A 21,676-nucleotide genomic window follows, 5' to 3' on the forward strand; every position below is an offset into this window, starting at 1 on the left:
CCCCCCGCCCGGCGGGCGGGGGGGGCCCGCCCCCCCCCCGGGGGGGGGGGGCGGGGGGGGGGCGGCCCCCCCCCCCCCCCCCCGGGCGCCCCCCCCCCGGGGGGGCCCCCCCCCCCCCCGCGCGGTGGTCATCGGCCCGCCATCATCAGGCGCCGCCTGGTCGCGCCCATCGCGGCCACCGTGCCGACGGTCTTCGGTCCGGGCGCGGCCGCGGCGGCGACCTTGCCGAGCGCCCTCGGCGCGGACATCAGCCCGCCCGCCCGGTTGAGCAGGCCCCGGAACACCTGGCCCGGCTTCTGCTGCTCGCTCATGTACGCGGTCACCACCACCAGCGCGCCGGTCAGCGCCGGGACCGCCCACTGGAGCACCCTCATCTGCCGCTGACAGGAGGCGACGTTCGCCGGCGTCTGGTAACTCGGCTCGGTGGTCCCCTCCACGGGCGGGCCGCCCGCCTTCTCCAGCCGCATGCCGAGCAGCCGGCTGTAGCCGGTCACCGCCAGCGCGCCCACCGTCAGCGCGGTCTTCACCGCACTCACCTTCGCGACCCCCGACTGCGCGGCCACCCGTGGGCTCTCGGTGACCAGCTCGCCGACCGCGCCGGCCAGGTGGGCGCCGATCGCGGCCGCGTTGACCGGGGTCCAGCGCGCCCAGCCGGCCGAGGCCACCGGCAGGCGTTGCGTCGAGTCGTCGATCCGTGCCGCCGCGCCGTTGACGCCGAGCGCGCCCATCAGTGAGCCGCCGAACCAGGCCGCCAGGCCCAGATCGTGCATCGAGCGCAACGCGGTGTGCCGTTCGGACATCTGATCCCCCTCCGCCGTGTTCGGGCGGTGCCGCATACCCGGCTTCCGGCCGGCTACGCGCCCGAATTCCGGCCCGCCCCGCGGCGCGCGCCCGCTTCCGTCCTCGGCGTCCCGAACGGGCGGCCGGGCGGCGGGGGCGCGGGGGCTCAGCGTGGCGGCAGGGCGGCGGCGAACGCGGCCACCCGGGCGGCCAGCGGCGCGGCGGCGCGTACCCAGGTGAAGTGGTCCAGCGGGGCGCCGGCCTCGGCGACGGTGTAGCGGTGCCGGGTCACCGGGGCGGCGGCGAGCTTCCCGCAGAGGTGGTCCAGGGTCTCGTGCGGGGTGTACTGGTCGTCGTCCACGCTCACCGCCAGGACCGGGGTGCTTAACCGGCCCACCGCCGCCTCGGCGTCGACCCCGTCGAGCACCGGGAAGCGGCCGGTCCGCGCGGTGTACGCCCAGTCGCGGATCACCCCGCGCGCCTGCCGGCCGCCGAACCCCCAGCCCGGCCAGACGCCGAGCAGCCGGGCGACCGCCGCGATCCCCTGGGTGTACGGCAGCACGCCCCAGCCGCGTAGCCCCGGGTACCCGCGCCACCAGGGGATGCCGACCGCCACCAGGGCCAGCCCGTCCACCCGGTCGGCGTCGTGCAGGGCCTGGTGCAGCACCGCGACCTGCCCGCCGAGCGAGTGCCCGAGCAGCACCCGGGTCCGCCCGTCCAGCCGGGGCTTGAGCGCGTCGAGCACCGCGCCGACGTCGCCGGCCAGCTCGGCGTAGCCGTACCGGCAGGTGCGGGCGGGGGTGGGGGTGCTCTCGCCGGTGCCGCGCAGGTCGGCCACGATCACCGCGAGCCCGGCGTCACGCAGCGCGGCGGCGAACGGCCGGTAGTAGCGGGCCCGGACGCCCATCGCCGGCCAGATCAGCACCACCGGCGCGCCGGGCGCCCCGTCCGGCTCCGGGTAGACCTGGACGCCGATCCGCGCCCCGTCGACGTCCACGAACTCCTGGGTGTACTCCGCGCTCACCGGCTCAGCGTACGGCGGGAGGCTACCGGCGGGTAGCAAAGGGGTGGCTCAACGGGCGGCGGGAACCACCGGCACCGCCTGGCGGGGCACGGCCGGCCGGCGGAGCGCCGCCCGCTCCACCCGGTCCACCGCGGCCAGTACCGCCGGCACGGCCAGCTCGGCCAGGGCCGGGTGCGCCGCCGTACCCTCGCCGGCCGGGCGGGGGCCCACCCAGAGCGCCTCGTGCCACGGCCGGTCCGGCGGCGGCCCCCAGTGTGCGGGCGGCACCGGGCCGAACAGCAGCACCGACGGCGTGGCGTAGGCGGTGGCCAGGTGGCCGATGCCGGTGTCCCCGCAGAGCACCAGCCGCGCGTGGGCCACCAGGGCGGCCAGCTCACCGAGGTCGGTCGCCCCGGCCAGCACCGCGTCGGCCGGCAGCCCGGCCCGGCGGGCCACCTCCGCGGCGACGCCCCGCTCACCCGGGCTCCCGGTCACCACCACCCGGTGACCCCGGCCGGCCAGCTCGCGGGCCACCGCCGCGAACCGCTGCGGCGGCCAGCGCCGCTGGGTGGCCTTCGCCCCGGGGTGCACGATGCTCACCCCGGTCGGCAGCCCGCCCGGCGCGGGGCGGCGCAGCGCCAGGTCGGTCCGGTCGGCCGGGATGCCGTACCAGGCCAGCAGCCGGCACCACCGGTCCACCTCGTGCTCGTCGGCCCGCCAGGGCGGCCCGTCGAGGTGCCCGGCCTCGAGGTTGCGGTAGGCGAGCAGCCGGCGCGGCCGGACGCTGGCCAGCATCCGGTGCGACTGCGGGCCCCGGCCGTGCAGGTTGACCGCCAGCGCCGGCGGCGGGCCGGACCATCCGAGGTGGCCCAGCCCGTCCGCCTCGACCAGCCGGTCCACCCCGCCGACGAGGTCGACCAGCGGCGCCAGCCAGCGCGGCGCGACCAGCGCCAGCTCCTCACCGGGGTACGCGGCGTGCAGCCCGCGCAGCGCCGGCACCCCGGTCGCGAGGTCGCCGACGCCGAGCGCCCGGAGCACGAGGATCACGGGTACGAGGACTCCTGCTCGGCGCAGACCACCAGCTCGCGTACGGCGCAGCCGGCCGGCTGGGACAGGGCGAACAGGACCGCCTCGGCGGTGTCCGCCGGGTCGTTGAGGATCGCGTCCGGACCGGGCTTGTACTGCTCGTCCCGGTCGTCGAAGAACGCGGTGCGCATGCCGCCCGGGATGAGCAGGGTGACCCCGACCGCGCCGGCCAGCTCGGCGGCGAGCGCCCGGGTGAAGCCGACCACCCCGAACTTCGCCGCGCAGTACGCGGTGGCGTCGCTGACCGCCTTGACGCCCAGGGTGGACGCCACGGTGACCACCGTGCCGTGCGCACGCCGCAGCTCGGGTAGGGCCGCCCGGATCACCGCGGCGGTGCCGAGCAGGTTGATCGTCACGATCCGGTCCCAGGTCGCCCCGTCGAGGTCGGCCAGCTTGCCGGGCACGTCCATGCCGGCGGCGGTGACCACGCCGGCCAGGCCGCCGGCCTGCTCGGCGATCCGCCGGGTGGCCGCCTCGGCGGCCCGGGTGTCGGCCAGATCGCACTCCACCCAGGGCACCCCGTCGGCCGGCGCCTGCCGGTCCAGCACGTACGGCCGCCCGCCGGCCTTGGTCACCGCGGTCACCACGGCCGCGCCGAGGCCGCTGGATCCGCCCGTGACGAGGATGGCCCGTCCGTTCATGTCCCTGCTCATGCCGCCACTCCCCGGTGCTGGTTCGCTCGCTGCCGCTCGGTCATACCGCTCCCTTCACGAGGTGGAGGCCACGCGTGCGCGCGGCGGAGATGGTGCCGGTGGTGGACCGCCCGGCCAGGTAGGGGACGGTGACGACCTGCCCGCCCCAGCGGCGGACCAGGTCGGCCTCGGGCAGCTCCGGCGCGCCGTCCCCGGCGTAGTCGCCGCCCTTCGCCCAGACCTCGGGGCGCAGCCGGGACAGCACCCGGTGCGGGGTGGGCTCGTCGAAGACCACCACCGCGTCGACGCAGTCCAGCGCGGCCAGCAGCCGGGCCCGGTCCTCCTCCGGGTTGACCGGCCGCTCGGGGCCCTTGAGCCCCCGCACGCTCCGGTCGGAGTTGAGGCAGACGATCAGGCAGTCGCCCAGGCGGCGGGCCGCCTGGAGGGTGGCCAGGTGCCCGGCGTGCAGGATGTCGAAGCAGCCGCCGGTGGCGACCACGGTGCCGCCGTCGGCGCGTACCTTCGCCGCCAGCTCCTCGGCGGTGCGGGTCGCGGCCAGCGTGGCCTGCTGCTCCGGGGCCCGGTGCAGGCCGGCCGCCCCGCCCGCCCCCACGTACGCGGACGCGGCGGCGACCGCCGCCTGCACCGCCTCGGCGGCCGACGCCCCGTCGCCGAGCGCGAGCGCGGCGGTGGCGGCGAACCGGTCCCCGGCGCCGCAGGTGTCCTCGACGTGGTCCAGGGTGGAGGGCGGCGGGACGACCAGCGGGGCACTGCCGGCGTGGCAGAGCACCGCGCCGTCCGCGCCCAGGGTCGCCGCCACCGCGCCGACCCGCCAGCGGCGGCGCAGCTCGTGCCCGGCCCGGGTGGCGGTGGAGAGCGGCGGGCCGGCCCCCGCGTCGCCGGTGAGCTGCCGCAGCTCGGCCAGGTTGGGCGTGGCCAGCCGGGCGCCGGGCACCGCGGCCGGGCCGCGCGGGTGCGGGTCCCACACCACCGGGGCGGACGCCTCGGCAAGCGCCGCCCGCAGCGCCGGCTGCCGGAGCAGGCCCCGGCCGTAGTCGCTGGCCAGGATGGCCCGGGCCCGGGACAGCACCTCCCGGACCGCCTCCGGCGGTTCGCCCGGCGGCTGGGGATCGCCGCCCCGGTCCAGCCGGAGCAGCGTCTGCCCGCCGGCCCGCAGCCGGATCTTCTCGGCGGTGGCACCGGGCAGGCGGATCGGGTAGACCGCCACCCCGGCCTCGGCCAGCAGCTCGGCCAGCCGGGCCCCGCCGGCGTCGTCGGCCAGCCCGGTGACCAGCGCGACCTCGGTCTGCTGCGCGGCGGCGAGCAGCGCCGCCAGCCCGGCCCCGCCCGGCCGGTCGGCGGCCGAACGCTCGTCCAGCACCGGTACGGGCGCGTCCGGGGCGACCCGGCCGACCGTGCCGGTCACGTCCCGGTCCAGCAGCGCGTCGCCGACCACGACCAGCGGCCCGCTCACGGCTGCACCCACCCGGTGCCGGTGGACCCGTACCCGCGCCCGTTCGGGGTGTGCCCGTTGGGGGCGTGCCCGTTCGCGCGGTGCCCGGGGGAGCCGTGCCCGTTGAGCGGGTGATCGTCGATCCCGAGGCCGTCGAGGCCGCGGCCGTCCACGCGGCGACCGTTCGGCCCGTGGCCGTTCGACCCGGCGTTCTCCGGGCCGGGGTGCCGCTGCCCGTTCCGGCCGTGCTGTCCGGGCAGGCGGGCCAGGACGAGGTCGTCCCGCCCGTCCCGGTCGGCACCGTCCTGCCGGCGCCCGTCGCCGGGGACCGCCTCCGGGGCGGCCGGCGGGGCCCATCGGCGCGCCCCACCCGATCCGGGGATCGGCGCCGACGCGGTCGGGAGCTGCCGGATCAGCGGCAGCGCCTGGTCCACGTACTCGCAGAGCAGGTGCGTCGAGACCAGATGCAGTTCCTGCACCACCTGGCTGTCCGGCGACGGCACGGCGAGCACGTCGAGGCACAGTTCGGCGAGTGGGTTCGGGGTGGGGCCGGTGAAGGCCCAGCAGCGCAGGCCGGTGTCGCGGCCGGCGCGGGCGGCGGTGAGCAGGTTGGTGCTGGTGCCGCTGGTGGAGATGAGCAGGAGGATGTCGTCGGGTCGGCCGTGGGCGCGGACCTGTCGGGCGAAGACCTCGTCGTAGCCGTAGTCGTTGCCGATGGCGGTCAGGGCGGAGGTTTCGGCGTGCAGGGCGATGGCGGAGAGGGGTTCGCGGTCGTCGCGGAGCTTGCCGACGAGTTCGGCGGTGAGGTGCTGGGCCTCGGCGGCGCTGCCGCCGTTGCCGGCCACCAGCAGCCGGCCGCCCCGCGCGAGGGTCCAGGCCAGCTCGGTACCCCAGTTCGCCAGCCGCTCCGCCTCCCGCCGGTACGGCAGCAGCGCCGCGGCCAGCCCGGACAGGTGCGTGTCGAGGGCGTCGTGGTAGGTCATCAGGCCACCGCCGGGGCGGGCCGGTTGACCGTGGTCAGCGTGGCGTAGACCGCGCTGAGCTGCTCGGCGCAGCGCTTCCAGGAGTACCGGCTGCGGATCCGGTCCAGTGCCGCCGTGGCGTACGCGAAGCGGCGGACCTTGTCGGCGAGGAGCCGGCGGATGGCGGTGCCCAGCGCGCGGGGGTCGCGCGGCGGCACCAGGTCGCCGGTGAGCCCGTCGACGACGGTGTCGGCGATGCCGCCGACGTTGGTGCCGACCACCGGCACCCCGCAGGCCATCCCCTCGAGGGGGGTGAGCCCGAACGGCTCGTACCAGGGGGCGGCGACCAGCACGTCCGCCGAGCGGTACCAGCGGCCCATCTCCTCGCGCGGCACCCCGCCGACCAGCTTCACCCGGTCGGCGACACCGCACGACTCGGCGAGGGCGCGCAGGCGTCGGGCGAAGGCGTCCGCGGGCAGCAGGTCGGCGGCGGGGCCGCCGACCACCACGCACTCGGCGTCCGGCACCGCGGGCAGGGCCCGGACCACATCCAGGAAGCCCTTGCGCTCCACCATCCGGCCGACGGTGAGCAGCCGCGGCCGGGCCGGGTCGCGCGGCGCGACCGGGCCGTCCGGGCGGAACACCGCCTGGTTGACGCCGGAGGGGACCAGCGCCATCCGGGACCGGGGCACGCCCATCCGGACCAGCTCGCGGACCTCGTCCTCGCACTGCACGACCACCCGGTCGACGGCCCGGCCGAGCGCCCGCTCGTAGCCGATCCGCCCTGGTGGACTGGTGTCCCGGGCCCCCTGGTGGCGCCGCTTCACCGTGCCCAGCGCGTGGTACGTCAGCACGGTCGGCACCCCGGTCCGCCGGCCGGCGTGCACAGCGGCCAGCCCGCTCATCCAGAAGTGCGCGTGCGCCACGTCCGGGGTCCAGTCGCCGCGCCGCCAGACGTCGGCCAGCCAGCTGCCGAACTCGCCCATGTACGGCAGCAGCTCGTCCTTGGGTATCCGCCGGGCCGGCCCCGCCGGCACGTGGCACACCTGGTAACCGTCGGGGGTGGACACCGCCTCGGGCAGCGCGCCGGAGTCGCGGCGGGTGTAGACGCGGACGTCGTGCCCCGCACCGACCAGTGCGGCCGCCAGTTCCGCCACGTGGGTGTTCTGACCGCCGGCGTCCTCCTCACCGAGGACGGCGAGCGGGCTGGCGTGCTCCGAGATCATCGCGATGCGCATGTTTCCCCCTCCATCAGTCGGTCCCAGTCGGCGAGGAACCGGTCGAGCCCGAAACGTTCCTTCGTCACCTCGCGGGCCCGCGCCCCCAGCCGGTACGCCGCGTCGCGGTCCTCGGCGAGCCAGCGGGCCGCCTCGACCAGCGTCTCCACCCGGGTGGAGAGCACCCCCGCGTCGGGCGGCACGGCGTCCACGGCCTCGGTGGTGGCCAGGGCGATCACCGGCGTGCCGATGGTCATCGCCTCGATCAGGCTCAGCCCGAGGGAGGTCCACCGGCACAGGTGCAGGTACGCCCGCCGCCGGGCCAGCTCGGTGTGCATCCGGTCCTGTGGCAGGTCCTCGTGCCCGGTCACCGGGATCCCGGGGGCGCCGGCCGCGGCGAGCGCCTCGGGCAGCCCGGCCACCCCCATGCCGTAGACGTCCAGCGGGGCGACCGTGGCGAAGCGGGGCATCAGGTCGGTGCCGGTGACCCGCCAGCGGCGTACCGGCTCGTTGGTGACCACGGCGAGCCGGTCCAGCTCGCCGGTCCACTCCACCCGGGGCGGCACGATGCCGTGCTCGACCACGGCCGTGCGGGTGCCGCCGTTGTCCCAGAACAGTTCGTTGAAGTGGGTGACGTGGGTGAGCAGCAGGTCGTCCCGGTCGGCCATCGGGTGGCGGGTGTTCGGCACGTCGCCCTTGGGGGTGTTGTGCTCGACGTAGATCGCCGGCAGGTCCCGGCCGGGGCGGCGGCCCAGCCACCGCTCGGCCAGCTCCAGCTCCTCCGGCCGTTGCAGGATCACCAGGTCGACGTCCGTCCGCCCCAGCTCCTGCGGGGTCACCTCGACGGCGTTCGCCGGCCAGTCGTACGTCCGCGCCCGACCCAGCCCGTACGGGCCCCGGTCGGGGGTCACCGGCACGAGGTAGCGGTGCCGTCCGTGCACGAACGACGTCGTCCAGGAGCCGTGCACGTGCCACAGCAGAACGTTCATCTCTCTCCTCGTTCGGGGGGCGGGTTCGGGGGACGGGCGGACGGTCAGCGGGGCGGGGGAGGGGCGAGGACGCGGACGGCCGCGGCCACGTCGGCCGGGTCGACGTCGGTCAGGCAGGGGTGGCCGGCGACGGGGCAGCGCGCTGCCCGGGTGTCCCGGCACGCCGCCCCGGCGTCGCCGAGCCGCACGGCCGGCACCCGGTACGGCCCCCACTGTCCGAACGGGACGGTCGGGGCGAAGAGGCTGACCACCGGGGTGCCGACGGCGGCGGCGAGGTGCGCCGGCCCGGTGTTGCCGACCACCACGCAGCGGGCGCCGGCGAGGATCCGGGCCAGCCCGGCCAGGTCGGTGGTCCCGCCGAGGTCGGTGCCGCCGGCCGCGGCCACCCGGGCGGTCAGCTCCCGTTCGTCCGGACCGCCGGTCACCACCACCCGGTGCCCGTCGGCGGCCAGGGCGGCGACGATCTCCGCGCACCGCCGCGGCGGGCAGGCCCGGGCCGGCACCGAGGAGCCGGGATGCACCACCACGTAGTCGCCGGTGGGCAGGTCGGGGGTCGAGCCACCCGCGACCTCCGCGAGGCGGCCCGGGTGGTCCAGGTCGGCGCGCAGCCGCAGCCGCGGCTCGTCATCGGTGGGGAGCGTGAAGCCGGCCGCGGCGGCCAGCGAGAGTGCCCGTTCCGGTTCGGGCACCCCGGCGGGTACCCGGTGCCGCACGTCGAGCAGGGAGCCCGGGTAGTCGTCGCTGATCGCGCTGATCCTCGGTACGCCGGCCATCCGCAGCAGCAGCGCCAGGGGCAGTGGGGACTGGTGGAACGAGGTGAAGACGACCGCCTCGTCCGCGCCGACGGCGGCGAGACGGTCGGTGAGCGCCCGGATGTTCGCCGGGTCGACCGGCTCGGGGGTGCCGTCGATCCAGGGCAGCCGCCACTCGATCAGCTCGTCCACGCCGGGCAGCAGCTCCGCCGCCGCCCGGCCGCGTGGCCCGCAGAGCAGGACCACCCGGTCCGCCCCGGCCGCCACCGCCCGGATGCCCGGTCCGGTGACCAGCACGTCCCCGGCGGAGTCGCTGCGCACGACGAGGACCGTGCCGGCCCGCCCGGTACGCGGCACGACCGGCTGGACCGCCCGCATCCGGCGCAGGATCTCGTCGACCGCTCCGGTCAGGTCCCGGGCCACGGCCGGCGCCTCGGCGACCTCCTCGGGGCGGGTGACCGGGGTGGGCACGAGGATGCCGGCGGCCCCGGCGGCGAGCGCGGCGGTCATGTCCCGGCCGATGTCGCCGACCATCAGGCAGCGGCGCGGCAGCGTGCCCAGCGCCCGGGCGGCGGCGTGCACCAGGCCCGGGGCGGGCTTGCGGCAGGCGCAGCCGTCGGTGTCGTCGTGCGGGCAGACCGCCCAGTGGTCGAACGGGCCGAGCAGCTCCTCGACCCGGGCGTGCACCGCCCGCATCTGTGCCTCGGTGAACCAGCCCCGGGCCAGCCCGGACTGGTTGGTGACCACGGCGAGGCGCAGCCCGGCGGCGCGCAGCCGGTCCAGCGCCTCCCGGGCGCCGGGCACCGGGCGGACCTTCTCCGGGTCGCCGTTGTACGGGACGTCCTCGATCAGCGTGCCGTCCCGGTCCAGCAGGACCGCGTCGTACAGGGCGGGACCGGGGGGAGTCATGTCGGACCAGTTGCCCGGGGCAGGGGAGGTAAACATCAACTTCCCGCCCCCGGGGTGACGACCGCGCCGGCCGGCACCGAGCGGGCACGCCACCAGCCGCGTACCCAGTGGGTGGCGGCCAGTGGCGGGATGAGCGCGCTGGTCACCAGCATGGTGACGACCTCGTCGGCGGTCCGCGGGCCGGGCGCGATGCGGGCCCGGGCGAACTCGGCGGTGCCGGCCGCCCAGGCCAGCCCGGCCAGGCCGGCCGCCACGCCGAGGCCCCGCCGCCGGCCGCCGGGCCGGTCCAGGCCCCGCAGGGCCAGGGCGGCCAGCGAGACCGCGCCGGCCGTGGCGACCGCGAGATGCCGGGGCCGCCGACCCGGCGGCAGGTCGAGGTCGCTGCGCCAGGTCCGGCCGTACAGCCGGCGCAGCAGGGCGTCGTCGGCGTTGCCGCGCTGGGTGCGCAGGCTCACCCAGCGGCTCTCGGGGCGTACCGGATGGGTCACCCGCCGCCGGCCGCGGACCAGGTCCCAGCCGGCGCGCCGGACCCGGTGGGCCAGCTCGGCGTCCTCCCGGTAGGCGCGGGGGAACCGCTCGTCGAACCCGCCGACGGCCGCGAGGGCCGCGCGGCGGTAGGCCATGTCGGCGGTGATCCACCTGCCGTCGGCCAGGCCGGCCGTGCCGCGTTCCCAGTCGGTGGGGCGGCGGTCCGTCGGCAGCGGCACCTCGACCACCCCCTGCACGCCGCCGACCCGGTCGGTCACCGAGAGGTCGTCACGCAGCCGCCGGGCCCAGTCCGGCGCCGGCACCACGTCGTCGTCGAGAAAGACCAGCCACTCGCCGCGGGCCGCCCGCCAGCCCAGGTTGCGGGCCGCCGCCGGGCCCGCGCCCCGCCCGGTCAGCACCTTCGTGTACGCCGCGAGAGCTCCCGGCACCGCCAGTTCCCCGGTGTCGTCGTGCCCGGTGTCGTCGTCGCGCCGGTCGTCGACCAGCAGCAGTTCGGCGCTGGGCAGCTCGCCGAGTTGGACAGCGAGGGCGTCCAGCAGCGTGCCGAGGCTGGGCCGGCCGAGCGTCGGCACCACGAGGCTGATCACCGGCCACCGCCCAGCGCCCGCCTGTGCACCGCGAACGGGCCGAGGGCGAGCAGGTCGACCGGGGCGGAGCCGAACAGTTCCATCGCCTCGCGCGGGGTGTCCACCATGGGCCGCCCGGCCGTGTTCAGCGAGGTGTTCACCACCACCGGCAGCCCGGTGAGCCGCTCGAACCCGGCCAGCAGCTCGGCCACCACCGGCTCGGTCTCCGGGTGCACGGTCTGCACCCGGGCGGTGCCGTCGACGTGCGTGACGGCCGGGATCCGGTCCCGCCACTCCGGCTTCACCCGGTGCACGAAGAGCATGTACGGGCTGGGGTAGACGCCCTCGAAGATCTCCGCGAAGCGCTCGGCGCGGACCATCGGGGCGATCGGCCGGAACTGCTCCCGGCCCTTGACGTCGTTCATCCGGCGGGTGGTGTCCGGGTCGCCGGGGTGGGCGAGCAGCGACCGGTGGCCCAGCGCCCGCGGGCCGTACTCGCTGCGTCCCTGATACCAGGCGACGATGCCGTTGTCGGCGAGCACCCGGGCCGCCTCGGCGGCGATCGACGCCGGCCGGGTGTACGGCAGCGCCGCCCGGCGCAGCTCGGCCTCCAGTTCCTCGTCCGACCAGCCGCGGCCCAGGTCCGCCCCGGTCATCGGGGTGGACCGGTCGCCCAGTTCCCCGGCCACGTGCAGGGCCGCGCCCAGCGCGGTGCCCGCGTCGCCGGCTGCCGGCTGCACCCAGACGTCCCGGTACGGCCCCTCGGCCGCGACCCGGGCGTTGGCCACGCAGTTGAGCGCCACTCCTCCCGCCATGGCGAGGGTGGTCGCGCCGCCGGAGGCGTCGTACAGCCAGCGGGAGAGGTCGAGGATGACCTCCTCCAGCCGGGTCTGCACGCTGGCGGCGAGGTCGGCGTGCTCGTCGGTCATCTCCCCGTCGGCCGTGCGCGCCTTGGCCATGCTGGCCCAGTCGATCCGCTCGACCTGGAAGCCGCCCTCGTCGGTGACCCGCACCAGGTCGCGGAGCATGCCCAGGTGCTTCGGCGTGCCGTACGAGGCCAGCGCCATCACCTTGTACTCGTCGCTGGAGTGCAGGAAGCCGAGGTGCCGGGTCAGGTCCTCGTAGAGCAGGCCGAGCGAGTGCGGCAGCAGCTGCGCGTGCAGGGGCGACAGCCGCCCGTCGCGGTAGACGCCGGCCAGGTGGCTGGCCACCTCGCCGCGCCCGTCGAGGACCAGCACCGCGGTGTCGTCGCCGGCCGGCGGGGCGGCCAGCCCGGCGGAGGCGGCGTGCGCCACGTGGTGCGGCACGAACCGGACCTTCTCCGGGTCGAGGCCGGGCAGGGCGGCGGCGAGGAACTGCGGGGCGCGTCGGGCGTAGTCGACCCGCAGCCAGTCCCAGGGGTCGCTGAGCCCCAGTTCGGTGGCGTCCCGGCACAGGCCCGGGTCGAAGGAGTACGCGACCGCGTCGAGGCTGTCGACGTCGATCCCCGCGCTGGCCAGGCACCATGCGGCGGACAACTCGGGCAGCTCCCAGGCGGCGAAGGGAACCGGGCGTTTGCCGTGCTTGCGGCGGCTGAACCGCTCCTCTTCGGCGGCCGCCACCACCCGGCCGTCGATCACCAGGGCGGCCGCCGGGTCGTGGAAGATCGCGTTGATTCCAAGGACGCGCATGAGCAGACCCCTACCCTGGCGAACCCCGCCTAACCTGTAGATCATCGACTTCTTCTCTGGCGGCCGATGTCGGCTGTGGAGATTCGAAACCGGGACCAAAGCCCCTGGTCGGGCGGAGGGGAAGCGACGAAGCTGGGCAAAGAGGCATAGGCGGTTCCCCTTTGTGACCGCCTCGTCACTCCGGAGGTGGCCCGTGTTCCCGTCCTCACTCTCGACGCTCGCCGAGGAGCAGCTCGCCCTGGCCCGGGCCACCGGCAGCGGGCGGAGCGCGCGGACGGTCCACGGCGGCCCCACCACCCCGTTGCGGCAGACCCTGGTCGCCCTGGCCGCTGGGCACGCGCTGGCGGAGCACGCCAGCCCCGGCGACGCGACGCTCCAGATCCTGCGCGGACGGGTCCGGCTGGTCGCCGGGGACCGGTCCTGGCCGGGGTCGGCGGGGGACCTGCTGGTGATCCCGGACACCCGGCACGCGCTGCACGCCGACGAGGACTCGGTGGTGCTGCTCACGGTGGCGCGCGGATGAGCGGCATCACGTCGTCGCGATCCGTCGCCGGGGCGCCGGCCGTCCGGTCCGCCGCCGCGCCGCAGGCCGCCCGGCCGGCCCGGGGACGCCGGCACCGCTGGCTGCCGCCGCAGCACGGCGCCTGGGCGATGCTGCTGCTCCCGTACGTCACGGCGGTCTGCGTGGCCGGCCCGCGCTGGCCGCACCTGCCGCTGCTCGGCGCGTGGCTGGCCGGCTACCTCTTCTCCTACTACGCCCTGCTGGCGGTGAAGACCGGCCGCCCCGCCCGGGTACGCGCGCAGCTCCTGGCCTACGGCGCGGCGACCGCGCTGCTGGGTCTTCCGGTGCTGCTCGCCCGCCCCGCCGTCCTCGGCTACGCCCCGATCTACGCCGTGCTGGTCGCGGTCAACACCGCGTACGCGCGACGCCGCCGGGAGCGGGCCCTGCTCAACGACCTCGCCTCGGTGGCGCAGAGCGTGCTCATGGTGTTCGTGGTGGCCACCGTCGCCGGGGTCCCGCCGGCCGACCTGGCCGGGGTGGCGGCAGCGGTCGGCGCGTACCTGGTCGGCACGGTGCTGTACGTCAAGACGATGATCCGGGAGCGGGGAAGCGCCGGGTACCGGTGGGCGTCCCTGGCGTACCACCTCGCCGCGCTGGTCGTCGCCATGCTGGCCGGGTGGGGTCCGGCCGTGGCGGCGGTCTTCGCGCTGCTGGTGGTCCGCGCGGCGCTGCTTCCCGGCCGCCGGCTGGCCGCGGTCCGCGTCGGGCTGATCGAGCTGGTCGGCACGCTGCTGGTGTTTGCCGCAGTCATCGTCCATTGGGCCTGACCGCACCCAGGCCCCCAACCGGGCCCCCACCCGGGCCCCTGGCCGGCGTGCCGCCTACGCCGGCCCCGGCCGCTCATTCCCGCCGTGACGGTGGGTGACTCCCGTCCTGAATCACGGCCGTTACTCACCGTGATGCTGCTGGACAGGCGCCACCCTCGCGTCTTCGACCAGCCCATATCTCTGACCAGCGAAAACGCGTGAACCAAATCTCCGCCCACCCCACCCTCCCGCCGCCTTTGCTCTGCAGCCATATACGCAGCGGTAACCGTTGGTGCACCAGTGCGTATATGGCTGCAGAGCAAAGCGAGTCAGCCAGGGGGTGCCGGGGGTTGCTCATTGTGACGTGGAGTGACGGTGGCCCCGGGCGTCCGGGGCCACCTGCCGGGCGAACCGGGCCGCGTGGCGCGGCCCGGCGCGCGCTCACCGGCTCGTGACGGCGGGACGGTGCGTGGGCCGCCAACGGTGCGCGGGCCGCCAACGGTGAGGGGGCGGTGCCCGGCGTAGCCCGGCACCGCCCCCCGGCCCCGGGGCCGGCGACCCTCAGCGCAGCATGCCCGGGCCGAACACCTCGTACGCGATCCGCTCCGCCGGCACGCCGCGGCGCAGCAGGCCGCCCCGGACCAGGCCCATGAACGGCACCGGCCCGCACAGGTGCACGTACGCCCCGGGGGCCACCGGGATGAGCGCCGGGTCGACCAGCCCGCCGGCGACGTCGGCCTTCAGTCCGGCCAGCTCGCCGCCGGCGGTGTCCTCGTACCAGAGGCGGACCGACAGGTTCGGCAGCCGCTCCTGCAACGCGGACAGCTCGTGGCGCAGGGCGTGTGCCGCGCCGGTCCGGTCGGCGTGCACCAGCGCCACCGGTCGCTCCGGCTCGGTGTCGGCCAGGTGCGCCAGCGCCGCCATCGCCGGGGTGAGGCCGATGCCGGCGCTGACCAGCAGCAGCGGGCCGGCGTCGCCGATGGCGCTGACCTCGCCGAACGGCGGGCTGAGCCGGAGCGTATCGCCGGCGGCCACCCGCTCGTGCAGGAAGCTGGAGACCATGCCGTCGGGTGCGCCGTCGACGCCGCGTACCCGCTTGACGGTGATCCGCCAGTGGGCGGCGCCGGGACGACCGGAGAGGCTGTACTGCCGGATCTGCTGCCCCCGGCCGCCGGCCAGGTCGACCGCGACCGAGACGTACTGCCCCGGGGTGAAGCCGGGTACCGGACCGCCGTCGGCCGGGACCAGGGTGAACGACACCACGTCCCGGGTCTCCGGGGTCTTCTCCACCACCCGCCACTCCCGCCACACCCTGCCGTCCTCGGGCACCCCGGCGACGGTGTAGAGGCGGGCCTCCCGGGCGATCAGCTCGCAGGCCAGCAGCCAGTAGACCTCGTCCCAGGCGGCCGCGACGGCCGGGGTGACGGCCTCGCCGAGCACCTCGCCGACCGCGGCGAGCAGGTGGCGGCCCACGATCGGGTACTGGGTGGCGGTGATGCCGAGCGAGGCGTGCTTGTGCGCGATCCGGTCCAGGATCGGCCCCCACGGCACGCTGCTGCCGCCGGTCAGGTGCTCGGCGTACGCCACCACGGCGGCGGCGAGCGCCGCCTTCTGCTGCCCGGTGGCCTGGTTGCCCCGGTTGAAGATGTTTAGCAGCTCCGGGTGGGCGTCGAACATCCGCTGGTAGAACCGGCCGGTGATCGCCTCACCGTGCGCCTGCACGGCGGGCAGGGTGGCGGTCACCACGGCGGCTGAGGTTTCCGAGAGCACGACTACTCCTTCGGCGTCGAACGGGTCGACCGCCACTGAACAGGAATCTGAAATGCCTCTTCAGGGCCGAAGGTCCCGGGACCGGCGTCGCCCGGATCACACCGCGCCACCCGGCCGCGCGTGTGTTCCGCGCGGTGACACCGCTGGTTAGGGTCGATGGTGTGAAGCTCAACCGCTCGACGGACATGGCACTTCGGATCGCCATGCTCACCGCGGCGTGCGAGACCCGGACGACCGTGGACGAGCTCGCCACCCAACTCTCGCTGCCCCGCAGCCACGTGGCCAAGGTGGTGCAGCGGTTGCAGCGGATCGGCGTGCTGGTGACCATCCGGGGCCGGTCCGGCGGGGTGGCCTTCGCCGAGCACGCCGGTGAGTTGACCGTGGGGCACGTGGTCCGGGCCTTCGAGGGGAACGCCGAGGTGGTCACCTGCGAGCAGCCGACGTGCCCGCTGCTCGGCGCCTGCCGGCTCCGCGGCGAGCTGCGCCGGGCCCAGGCCGCCTTCCTGGCCGTGCTCGACGGCGTACGCCTCGGCGACCTGGTCGACGGTGCGGCCCGTCCGCTGCTGCTCAGCCTCGTGGGGTCGTCAGCAGGCAGCGCCTGACACGTCTCGTTGGGTGCCGCCGGCGGGCACTCAGGCTCCCCGGCGGAACTCGGCGCGCCAGCGGAGCCCGCCGTCCGCGGCGACGATCTCCTCCACCCGGGCGGGCGTGAGCGGCCCGGCGGCGAAGGCGTCGACCTCGGCCCGGGTCAGCGGCCAGGGCGGGCCGTCCACCTCCTCGCCGTCGCGCCGGCCGGCCGCGATGACCAGCAGCGTCCCGCCGGGCGCGACCAGCCGGCCGACCGCGGGAGCCGCCCGCTCGCGCAGCTCCACCGGCAGCGCCTGCACGTTCATGCTCTCCAGGACCAGGTCGAAGGCGCCGAGCCACTCGGCCGGCGGGTCGAGCAGGTCGGCGGTCTCGTACCGGACCGGGGAGCCGGCGTGGCGGCGGCGGGCGGCCCGGACGGCGGTGGGGGAGATGTCGAAGGCCACCGTGGCGAAGCCGAGCCCGGCCAGGTGCTCGGCGTCCCGGCCGAAGCCGCACCCGACGACCACGGCGCGGCGGCCGGACCCGTCCGGCCGGGTCCGGTCGGTCCATTCGGTGAGCAGCGAATGCGCCCGGTCGAGGTCCCACGGCACCTCCGCCTCGCCCCGCTCGGCCTCGGCGTAGAGCTGCTCGAACCAGCCGGTCGGGTCACCCTCGGCGAGGGCCCGGGAAGACAACCGGCGGGTCGGATCGTTGTGGTGCACGGACGCCTCCTCGCTCCGGCGCCCGTTGACGGGCGACGACACGGAACACGGCCGGAGCGTAACCGGACAACGCACCGCACCGGGTGCCACGGCTCTGTCGGAGCGCCGGGCTAGGCTCGCTGCGGCGCGCCGCGCGTGGCGATCGAGTTCGGGTATCGACACGGTGAGCGGCACCACACCGCCGAGACCTGGGAGTACGACCAGTTGACCGCACAGCCTGAGACCCTGTACGGGGCCGACGACCTGACGCACCTGGAGGGCCTTGATGCCGTCCGCAAGCGCCCCGGCATGTACATCGGCTCGACCGACAGCCGTGGCGTGGGTCACCTCGTCAACGAGATCCTCGACAACTCCACCGACGAGGGTGTCGCGGGTCACGCCACCAAAGTCGAGGTGATCCTGCACGCCGACGGCTCCGTGCAGGTCGACGACGACGGCCGGGGCATCCCCACCGACGTGCACGCCAAGTCCGGCATCTCCGGCGTCGAGCTGGTGCTCACCCGGCTGCACGCCGGCGGCAAGTTCGGCGGCTCGGGCTACAAGACCTCCGGCGGCCTGCACGGCGTGGGCGCCTCCGCGGTCAACGCGCTCTCCCGGCGGTTCGACGTCACGGTCCGCCGTGGCGGCAAGATCCACGCGATGTCCTTCCGGCACGGGGTGCCGGGGGTGTTCGACGGCGACGGCCCGGACGCGCCGTTCACCCCGGGCCCGGGCCTGCAGATCGTCGGCGCGACGAAGCGCGGCCAGCGCGCCGGCACCTCGATCCGCTGGTGGCACGACCCGCGCTACTTCGAGACCGGGGCGAAGCTCGACACCGAAGCGGTCCGGCTCAAGCTGCGCAACACCGCGTTCCTCGTCCCGGGCGTGGCGTACCTGCTGCGCGACGAGACCGGCGACACGGTCGTCAAGGAGAACTTCCACTTCCCCAACGGCCTCACCGACATGGTGGAATACCTGGCCCCGGCCGGCGACCGGCCGGTCTCCGGCACCCTGCTGGTCACCGGCGAGGGCACCTATCGGGAGAACGCCGCCGACGCCAACGGCGTGATGCAGTCCAACGTGCAGCGCCGGGCCGAGGTCGAGATCGCCTTCCGCTGGGGCACCGGGTACGAGCGCACCGTCGAGTGCTTCACCAACACCATCCGCAACGCCCACGGCGGCACCCACCGCAAGGGCTTCGAGCGCGCCCTCGTGCGTACCCTGGCCGAGGCCGCCCGCAACACCCGTGGCCTGCTCAAGCCCAAGGAGGACGCGCCCACCCTGGACGACGTCCTGGAGGGCATGACCGCAGTGGTGCACGTCCGGATCCCGGAGCCGCAGTTCACCTCGCAGACCAAGGACGAGCTCTCCACCGCCGGCATCACCAAGGTGCTCCAGGGGCTGGTCGAGCAGCACCTCAAGGCGTGGCTGGAGGACCGGAGGACCAAGGCCGAGGCCCGTACGGTGCTGCAGAAGATCGTCGACGCGGCCCGGGTCCGGCTCACCCAGAAGCAGCAGAAGGACGCCGCCCGGCGCAAGACCGCCCTGGAGGGCGCGTCGATGCCGGCGAAGCTGGTCGACTGCCGGGCCACCGGGGTGGACCGCAGCGAGCTGTTCATCGTGGAGGGTGACAGCGCCCTCGGCACCAGCCGGATGGCCCGCTCCTCGGAGTACCAGGCCCTGCTGCCGATCCGCGGCAAGATCCTCAACGTGCAGAAGGCGAACCTCCAGCAGGTGCTGGACAACGCCGAGTGCGCGGCGATCGTGCAGGTGCTCGGGGCGGGCTCGGGGCGTACCTTCGACCTCTCCGCGATGCGGTACGGCCGGGTGCTCATCATGGCCGACGCGGACGTCGACGGCGCGCACATCCGTACCCTGCTGATCACGCTCTTCGCCCGCTACATGCGGCCGCTGATCGAGGCCGGCCGGCTCTACGCGGCGATGCCGCCCCTGCACAAGATCACCACCAAGGGGCGTAACCCGCAGACGATCTACACCTACACCCAGGCCGAGATGGAGGCGACGGTCCGCAAGCTGGAGAAGGCCGGCAAGCAGATCGTCACCCCGATCCCGCGCTTCAAGGGTCTCGGTGAGATGGACGCCGACGAGCTCTGGGAGACCACCATGAACCCGGCCACCCGGGCGGTCCGCCGGATCACGCTCGACGACGTCGAGGCCGCCGAACGGATCCTCGAACTGCTCATGGGGGAGAAGGTCGAGCCCCGCCGCAACTGGCTCATCGAGTCGGCCGACCGGGTCGACCGCGAAGCCATCGACGCCTGACCACCGGGTTCTTTCGAAGGGAAAGCTGAACCATGGCACGCCGCAAGGAAGACCGCGCGAAGGCGGACCTGTCCGCGTTCGACCGGGCCGGCGCCCGGGTCTTCGACAACCCGCTGGTCACCGAGGTCTCCGACTCCTACCTGGAGTACGCCTTCTCGGTCATCCACTCCCGGGCCCTGCCCGACGCGCGGGACGGCCTCAAGCCCGTGCACCGGCGCATCCTCTGGTCGATGTACGAGCAGGGCCACCGCCCCGACCGGGGCCACGTGAAGTCGGCCCGGATCGTCGGCGACGTGATGGGTAAGTACCACCCGCACGGCGACGCCGCGATCTACGACGCGATGGTCCGCCTCGCCCAGGACTTCTCGCTGAACGTCCCGCTGATCGACGGCCACGGCAACTTCGGCTCGCCCGACGACGGCCCGGCCGCCGCCCGGTACACCGAGGCCCGGATGTCCCGCGAGGCGATGCTGCTCGTCGGCGAGCTGGGCGAGGACACCGTCGACGTCGAGCCCAACTACGACGGCTCGCTCACCCAGCCCACCGTGCTGCCGGCGGCCTTCCCCAACCTGCTGGTCAACGGCGCGTCCGGGATCGCGGTGGGCATGGCCACCAACATGATCCCGCACAACTTGGGCGAGATCGTCCAGGCTGCCCGCTGGCTGATCAACCATCCGGACGCCACCCTGGACAAGCTCATGGAGTTCGTCCCCGGCCCCGACCTGCCCACCGGTGGGCTGCTGCTCGGCCTCGACGAGGTGCGCCGGGCGTACGAGACCGGGCGGGGCGTGGTGCGGATGCGTGCCCGGGTGGAGACCGGCCCGCTGGAGGGCAGTCGGGGGCGGCAGGCCATCACGGTCACCGAGCTGCCGTACGGCGTGGGCGCGGAGAAGGTCATCGCGGCCATCACCAACGAGGTCAACAAGACCAAGCGGCTCACCGGGATCGCCGACGTCAAGGACCTCACCGACCGGGAGAACGGCACCCGGCTGGTCATCGAGTGCAAGGTCGGGGTCAACCCGCAGGCGCTGCTGGCCGACCTCTACCGGCTCACCCCGCTGGAGCAGTCCTTCGGCGTGAACAACCTGGTCCTGTTCGGCGGCCAGCCGCAGACCCTGGGGCTCAAGGCGCTGCTGGAGGTCTTCATCAACCACCGGTACGAGGTGGTGACCCGGCGCAGCGCGTACCGCAAGCGCAAGCGCGAGGAGCGGCTGCACCTGGTCGACGGCCTGCTGATCGCCCTGCTCGACATCGACAGGGTGGTCAAGCTGATCCGGGCGAGCGAGGACGCCCAGGCCGCCAAGGACGGCCTGATGCAGAAGTTCAAGCTCTCCGAGATCCAGGCGACGTACATCCTGGACACCCCGCTGCGCCGGCTGACCAAGTACGACCGGCTGGAGTTGGAGGCGGAGCAGGAGAAGCTGCGCGGCGAGATCGCCGAGCTGGCGAAGATCCTCGACGACGCGAAGGTGCTGCAGAAGGTGGTCTCCGACGAGCTGGCCGCGGTGGTCAAGCAGTTCGGCGCGCCGCGCCGCACCACCCTGGTCGACGGCGACCTCAAGGAGGTCCTCGCGGCCTCCGTGCCGGCCGGCCCGCTGGAGGTCGCCGACGACCCGTGCCAGGTCATCCTCTCCGCCACCGGGCTGGTCGCCCGGACCGCGGCCGAGTCGGAGGAGGCCGCCGAGGCGCGCCGGCGCAGCGGCCGGGTCAAGCACGACGCGGTACGCGCGGTGGTCCACTCCACCGCCCGGGGTCGGGTGCTGCTGGTCACCAGCGCCGGGCGCGCCTTCAAGATCGACGTACTGCCGCTGCCGGTGCTGCCCGAGCAGTCCGGCACGGTGTCGCTGCGCGGTGGCATGTCCGCCGCCGAGTTGGTGCCGCTGGCGGCCGGGGAGACGGTGGTCGGGCTGGCGCCGCTCGGCCCGTCCGCCGAGGGCTCGCCCGGCCTGGCGCTGGGCACCCGGCAGGGCGTGGTGAAGGTCTGCGCGCCCGAGTGGCCGGTCCGCTCGGACGAGTTCGAGGTGATCTCGCTGCGCGACGGCGACGAGGTGGTCGGGGCGACCTGGCTCACCGACGGCGCCGAGACGCTCGCGTTCGTCTCCTCCGAGGCGTCGCTGCTGCGCTTCCCGGCGTCCCTGGTCCGGCCGCAGGGTATCAAGGGCGGCGGCATGGCCGGCATCAACCTGCCGGCCGCCGCGACCGTGGTCTTCTTCGGCGCGGTACGGACCGACGACCCGGGCCACGGGGAGCCGATGGTGGTCACCTCGACCGGTGCCACGGTCAAGGTCACGCCGTTCAAGGCGTACCCGGCGAAGGGGCGGGCGACCGGCGGGGTGCGCGCGCAGCGGTTCCTCAAGGGTGAGGTGGACCTGGCGGTGGCCTGGGTCGGCCCGCGCCCGGTGGGTGCGACGGCCAACGGCGATCCGGTGGAGCTGCCCCCGGCGGACCCCCGCCGCGACGGCTCCGGCTTCGCTGTCATGCTCGGCCCCACGGTCGTCGGCCACCTGATCGAACGCGACTGAGCAGGGTCTCCGATTGC

General features: G+C 75.4%; 17 protein-coding genes and 1 pseudogene. 5 read left to right on the forward strand and 13 right to left on the reverse strand.

Annotation, left to right across the window (positions count from 1 at the left end):
- Window positions 1-128: 128 nt before the first annotated feature.
- The 11 genes and pseudogenes from ACGFI9_RS24775 to ACGFI9_RS24825 form a co-directional block, all read right to left on the reverse strand.
- The gene (locus ACGFI9_RS24775) at window positions 129-800 is read right to left on the reverse strand and encodes a hypothetical protein (protein ID WP_393181389.1); all 672 of its coding nucleotides are present in this window, start codon (window positions 798-800) and stop codon (window positions 129-131) included.
- A 146-nt stretch (window positions 801-946) separates the two neighbouring features.
- Window positions 947-1,804 carry an alpha/beta fold hydrolase gene (locus tag ACGFI9_RS24780; protein WP_393181391.1) on the reverse strand — a complete coding sequence of 286 codons (858 nt, stop codon included), beginning with the start codon at window positions 1,802-1,804 and terminating at the stop codon, window positions 947-949.
- A gap of 48 nt (window positions 1,805-1,852) precedes the next feature.
- Entirely contained in the window at window positions 1,853-2,830 is a 978-nt protein-coding gene (locus tag ACGFI9_RS24785; RefSeq protein ID WP_393181393.1) for a glycosyltransferase family 9 protein, read from the reverse strand.
- Entirely contained in the window at window positions 2,827-3,522 is a 696-nt protein-coding gene (locus ACGFI9_RS24790) for an SDR family oxidoreductase (RefSeq protein ID WP_393181394.1), read from the reverse strand. Before ACGFI9_RS24790 ends, ACGFI9_RS24785 begins: the two co-directional genes overlap by 4 nt.
- Window positions 3,523-3,562: 40 nt before the next feature.
- On the reverse strand, window positions 3,563-4,975 hold the full coding sequence (locus ACGFI9_RS24795; RefSeq protein WP_393181396.1) for a PfkB family carbohydrate kinase: 1,413 nt from the start codon (window positions 4,973-4,975) through the stop codon (window positions 3,563-3,565).
- A 391-nt stretch (window positions 4,976-5,366) separates the two neighbouring features.
- A pseudogene (locus tag ACGFI9_RS24800) lies at window positions 5,367-5,937 on the reverse strand (SIS domain-containing protein); the annotation flags it as partial.
- A complete protein-coding gene (locus ACGFI9_RS24805) occupies window positions 5,937-7,154 on the reverse strand; it encodes a glycosyltransferase (protein WP_393181398.1) in 1,218 nt (405 codons plus the stop codon). The gene ACGFI9_RS24805 and the pseudogene ACGFI9_RS24800, both read right to left, overlap by 1 nt.
- A complete protein-coding gene (locus ACGFI9_RS24810) occupies window positions 7,139-8,122 on the reverse strand; it encodes a glycosyltransferase (protein ID WP_393181399.1) in 984 nt (327 codons plus the stop codon). Before ACGFI9_RS24810 ends, ACGFI9_RS24805 begins: the two co-directional genes overlap by 16 nt.
- 44 nt (window positions 8,123-8,166) lie before the next feature.
- On the reverse strand, window positions 8,167-9,783 hold the full coding sequence (locus ACGFI9_RS24815; protein ID WP_393181401.1) for an HAD-IIIA family hydrolase: 1,617 nt from the start codon (window positions 9,781-9,783) through the stop codon (window positions 8,167-8,169).
- A gap of 35 nt (window positions 9,784-9,818) precedes the next feature.
- Window positions 9,819-10,859: a glycosyltransferase family 2 protein gene (locus tag ACGFI9_RS24820; protein ID WP_393181403.1), complete on the reverse strand. Its 1,041-nt coding sequence runs from the start codon at window positions 10,857-10,859 to the stop codon at window positions 9,819-9,821.
- Window positions 10,856-12,508: a carbamoyltransferase gene (locus tag ACGFI9_RS24825; RefSeq protein ID WP_393181405.1), complete on the reverse strand. Its 1,653-nt coding sequence runs from the start codon at window positions 12,506-12,508 to the stop codon at window positions 10,856-10,858. The genes ACGFI9_RS24820 and ACGFI9_RS24825 overlap by 4 nt, the downstream gene beginning before the upstream one ends.
- A gap of 193 nt (window positions 12,509-12,701) precedes the next feature.
- On the opposite strand from ACGFI9_RS24825, the gene ACGFI9_RS24830 reads away from it, so the two are divergent.
- Window positions 12,702-13,031, forward strand: coding sequence for a cupin domain-containing protein (locus tag ACGFI9_RS24830; protein WP_393181407.1), 330 nt, complete (start codon window positions 12,702-12,704; stop codon window positions 13,029-13,031).
- Window positions 13,028-13,837 (forward strand): YwiC-like family protein, encoded by an 810-nt coding sequence (locus ACGFI9_RS24835; protein WP_393181408.1) that lies wholly within the window; start codon window positions 13,028-13,030, stop codon window positions 13,835-13,837. The genes ACGFI9_RS24830 and ACGFI9_RS24835 overlap by 4 nt, the downstream gene beginning before the upstream one ends.
- A 540-nt stretch (window positions 13,838-14,377) precedes the next feature.
- Here ACGFI9_RS24835 and ACGFI9_RS24840 read toward each other — a convergent pair.
- Window positions 14,378-15,586: a globin domain-containing protein gene (locus ACGFI9_RS24840; RefSeq protein WP_393181410.1), complete on the reverse strand. Its 1,209-nt coding sequence runs from the start codon at window positions 15,584-15,586 to the stop codon at window positions 14,378-14,380.
- A gap of 161 nt (window positions 15,587-15,747) precedes the next feature.
- Here ACGFI9_RS24840 and ACGFI9_RS24845 point away from each other — a divergent pair, with 161 nt between their 5' ends.
- On the forward strand, window positions 15,748-16,188 hold the full coding sequence (locus ACGFI9_RS24845; protein ID WP_393181412.1) for an RrF2 family transcriptional regulator: 441 nt from the start codon (window positions 15,748-15,750) through the stop codon (window positions 16,186-16,188).
- Between the two features lie 30 nt (window positions 16,189-16,218).
- On the opposite strand, the gene ACGFI9_RS24850 is transcribed toward ACGFI9_RS24845, so the two are convergent.
- Complete coding sequence (locus ACGFI9_RS24850; RefSeq protein WP_393181414.1) at window positions 16,219-16,875, reverse strand: class I SAM-dependent methyltransferase; 657 nt, start codon at window positions 16,873-16,875, stop codon at window positions 16,219-16,221.
- 141 nt (window positions 16,876-17,016) lie between these two features.
- On the opposite strand from ACGFI9_RS24850, the gene ACGFI9_RS24855 reads away from it, so the two are divergent.
- A complete protein-coding gene (locus ACGFI9_RS24855; RefSeq protein ID WP_393181745.1) occupies window positions 17,017-19,137 on the forward strand; it encodes a type IIA DNA topoisomerase subunit B in 2,121 nt (706 codons plus the stop codon).
- A 32-nt stretch (window positions 19,138-19,169) separates the two neighbouring features.
- Entirely contained in the window at window positions 19,170-21,659 is a 2,490-nt protein-coding gene (locus ACGFI9_RS24860) for a DNA topoisomerase (ATP-hydrolyzing) subunit A (RefSeq protein ID WP_393181416.1), read from the forward strand.
- Window positions 21,660-21,676 lie beyond the last annotated feature (17 nt).

Source organism: Micromonospora sp. NPDC048930 (genome assembly GCF_043197935.1).
Classification (GTDB): Bacteria; Actinomycetota; Actinomycetes; order Mycobacteriales; family Micromonosporaceae; genus Micromonospora.

Bases quoted from the DNA above. Each gene is read 5' to 3' on its own strand.
- ACGFI9_RS24775 (WP_393181389.1), bottom strand. From the start codon at position 800: ATGTCCGAACGGCACACCGCGTTGCGCTCGATGCACGATCTGGGCCTG.
- ACGFI9_RS24790 (WP_393181394.1), bottom strand. From the start codon at position 3,522: ATGAGCAGGGACATGAACGGACGGGCCATCCTCGTCACGGGCGGATCC.
- ACGFI9_RS24805 (WP_393181398.1), bottom strand. From the start codon at position 7,154: ATGCGCATCGCGATGATCTCGGAGCACGCCAGCCCGCTCGCCGTCCTC.
- ACGFI9_RS24810 (WP_393181399.1), bottom strand. From the start codon at position 8,122: ATGAACGTTCTGCTGTGGCACGTGCACGGCTCCTGGACGACGTCGTTC.
- ACGFI9_RS24815 (WP_393181401.1), bottom strand. From the start codon at position 9,783: ATGACTCCCCCCGGTCCCGCCCTGTACGACGCGGTCCTGCTGGACCGG.
- ACGFI9_RS24825 (WP_393181405.1), bottom strand. From the start codon at position 12,508: ATGCGCGTCCTTGGAATCAACGCGATCTTCCACGACCCGGCGGCCGCC.
- ACGFI9_RS24835 (WP_393181408.1), top strand. From the start codon at position 13,028: ATGAGCGGCATCACGTCGTCGCGATCCGTCGCCGGGGCGCCGGCCGTC.
- ACGFI9_RS24860 (WP_393181416.1), top strand. From the start codon at position 19,170: ATGGCACGCCGCAAGGAAGACCGCGCGAAGGCGGACCTGTCCGCGTTC.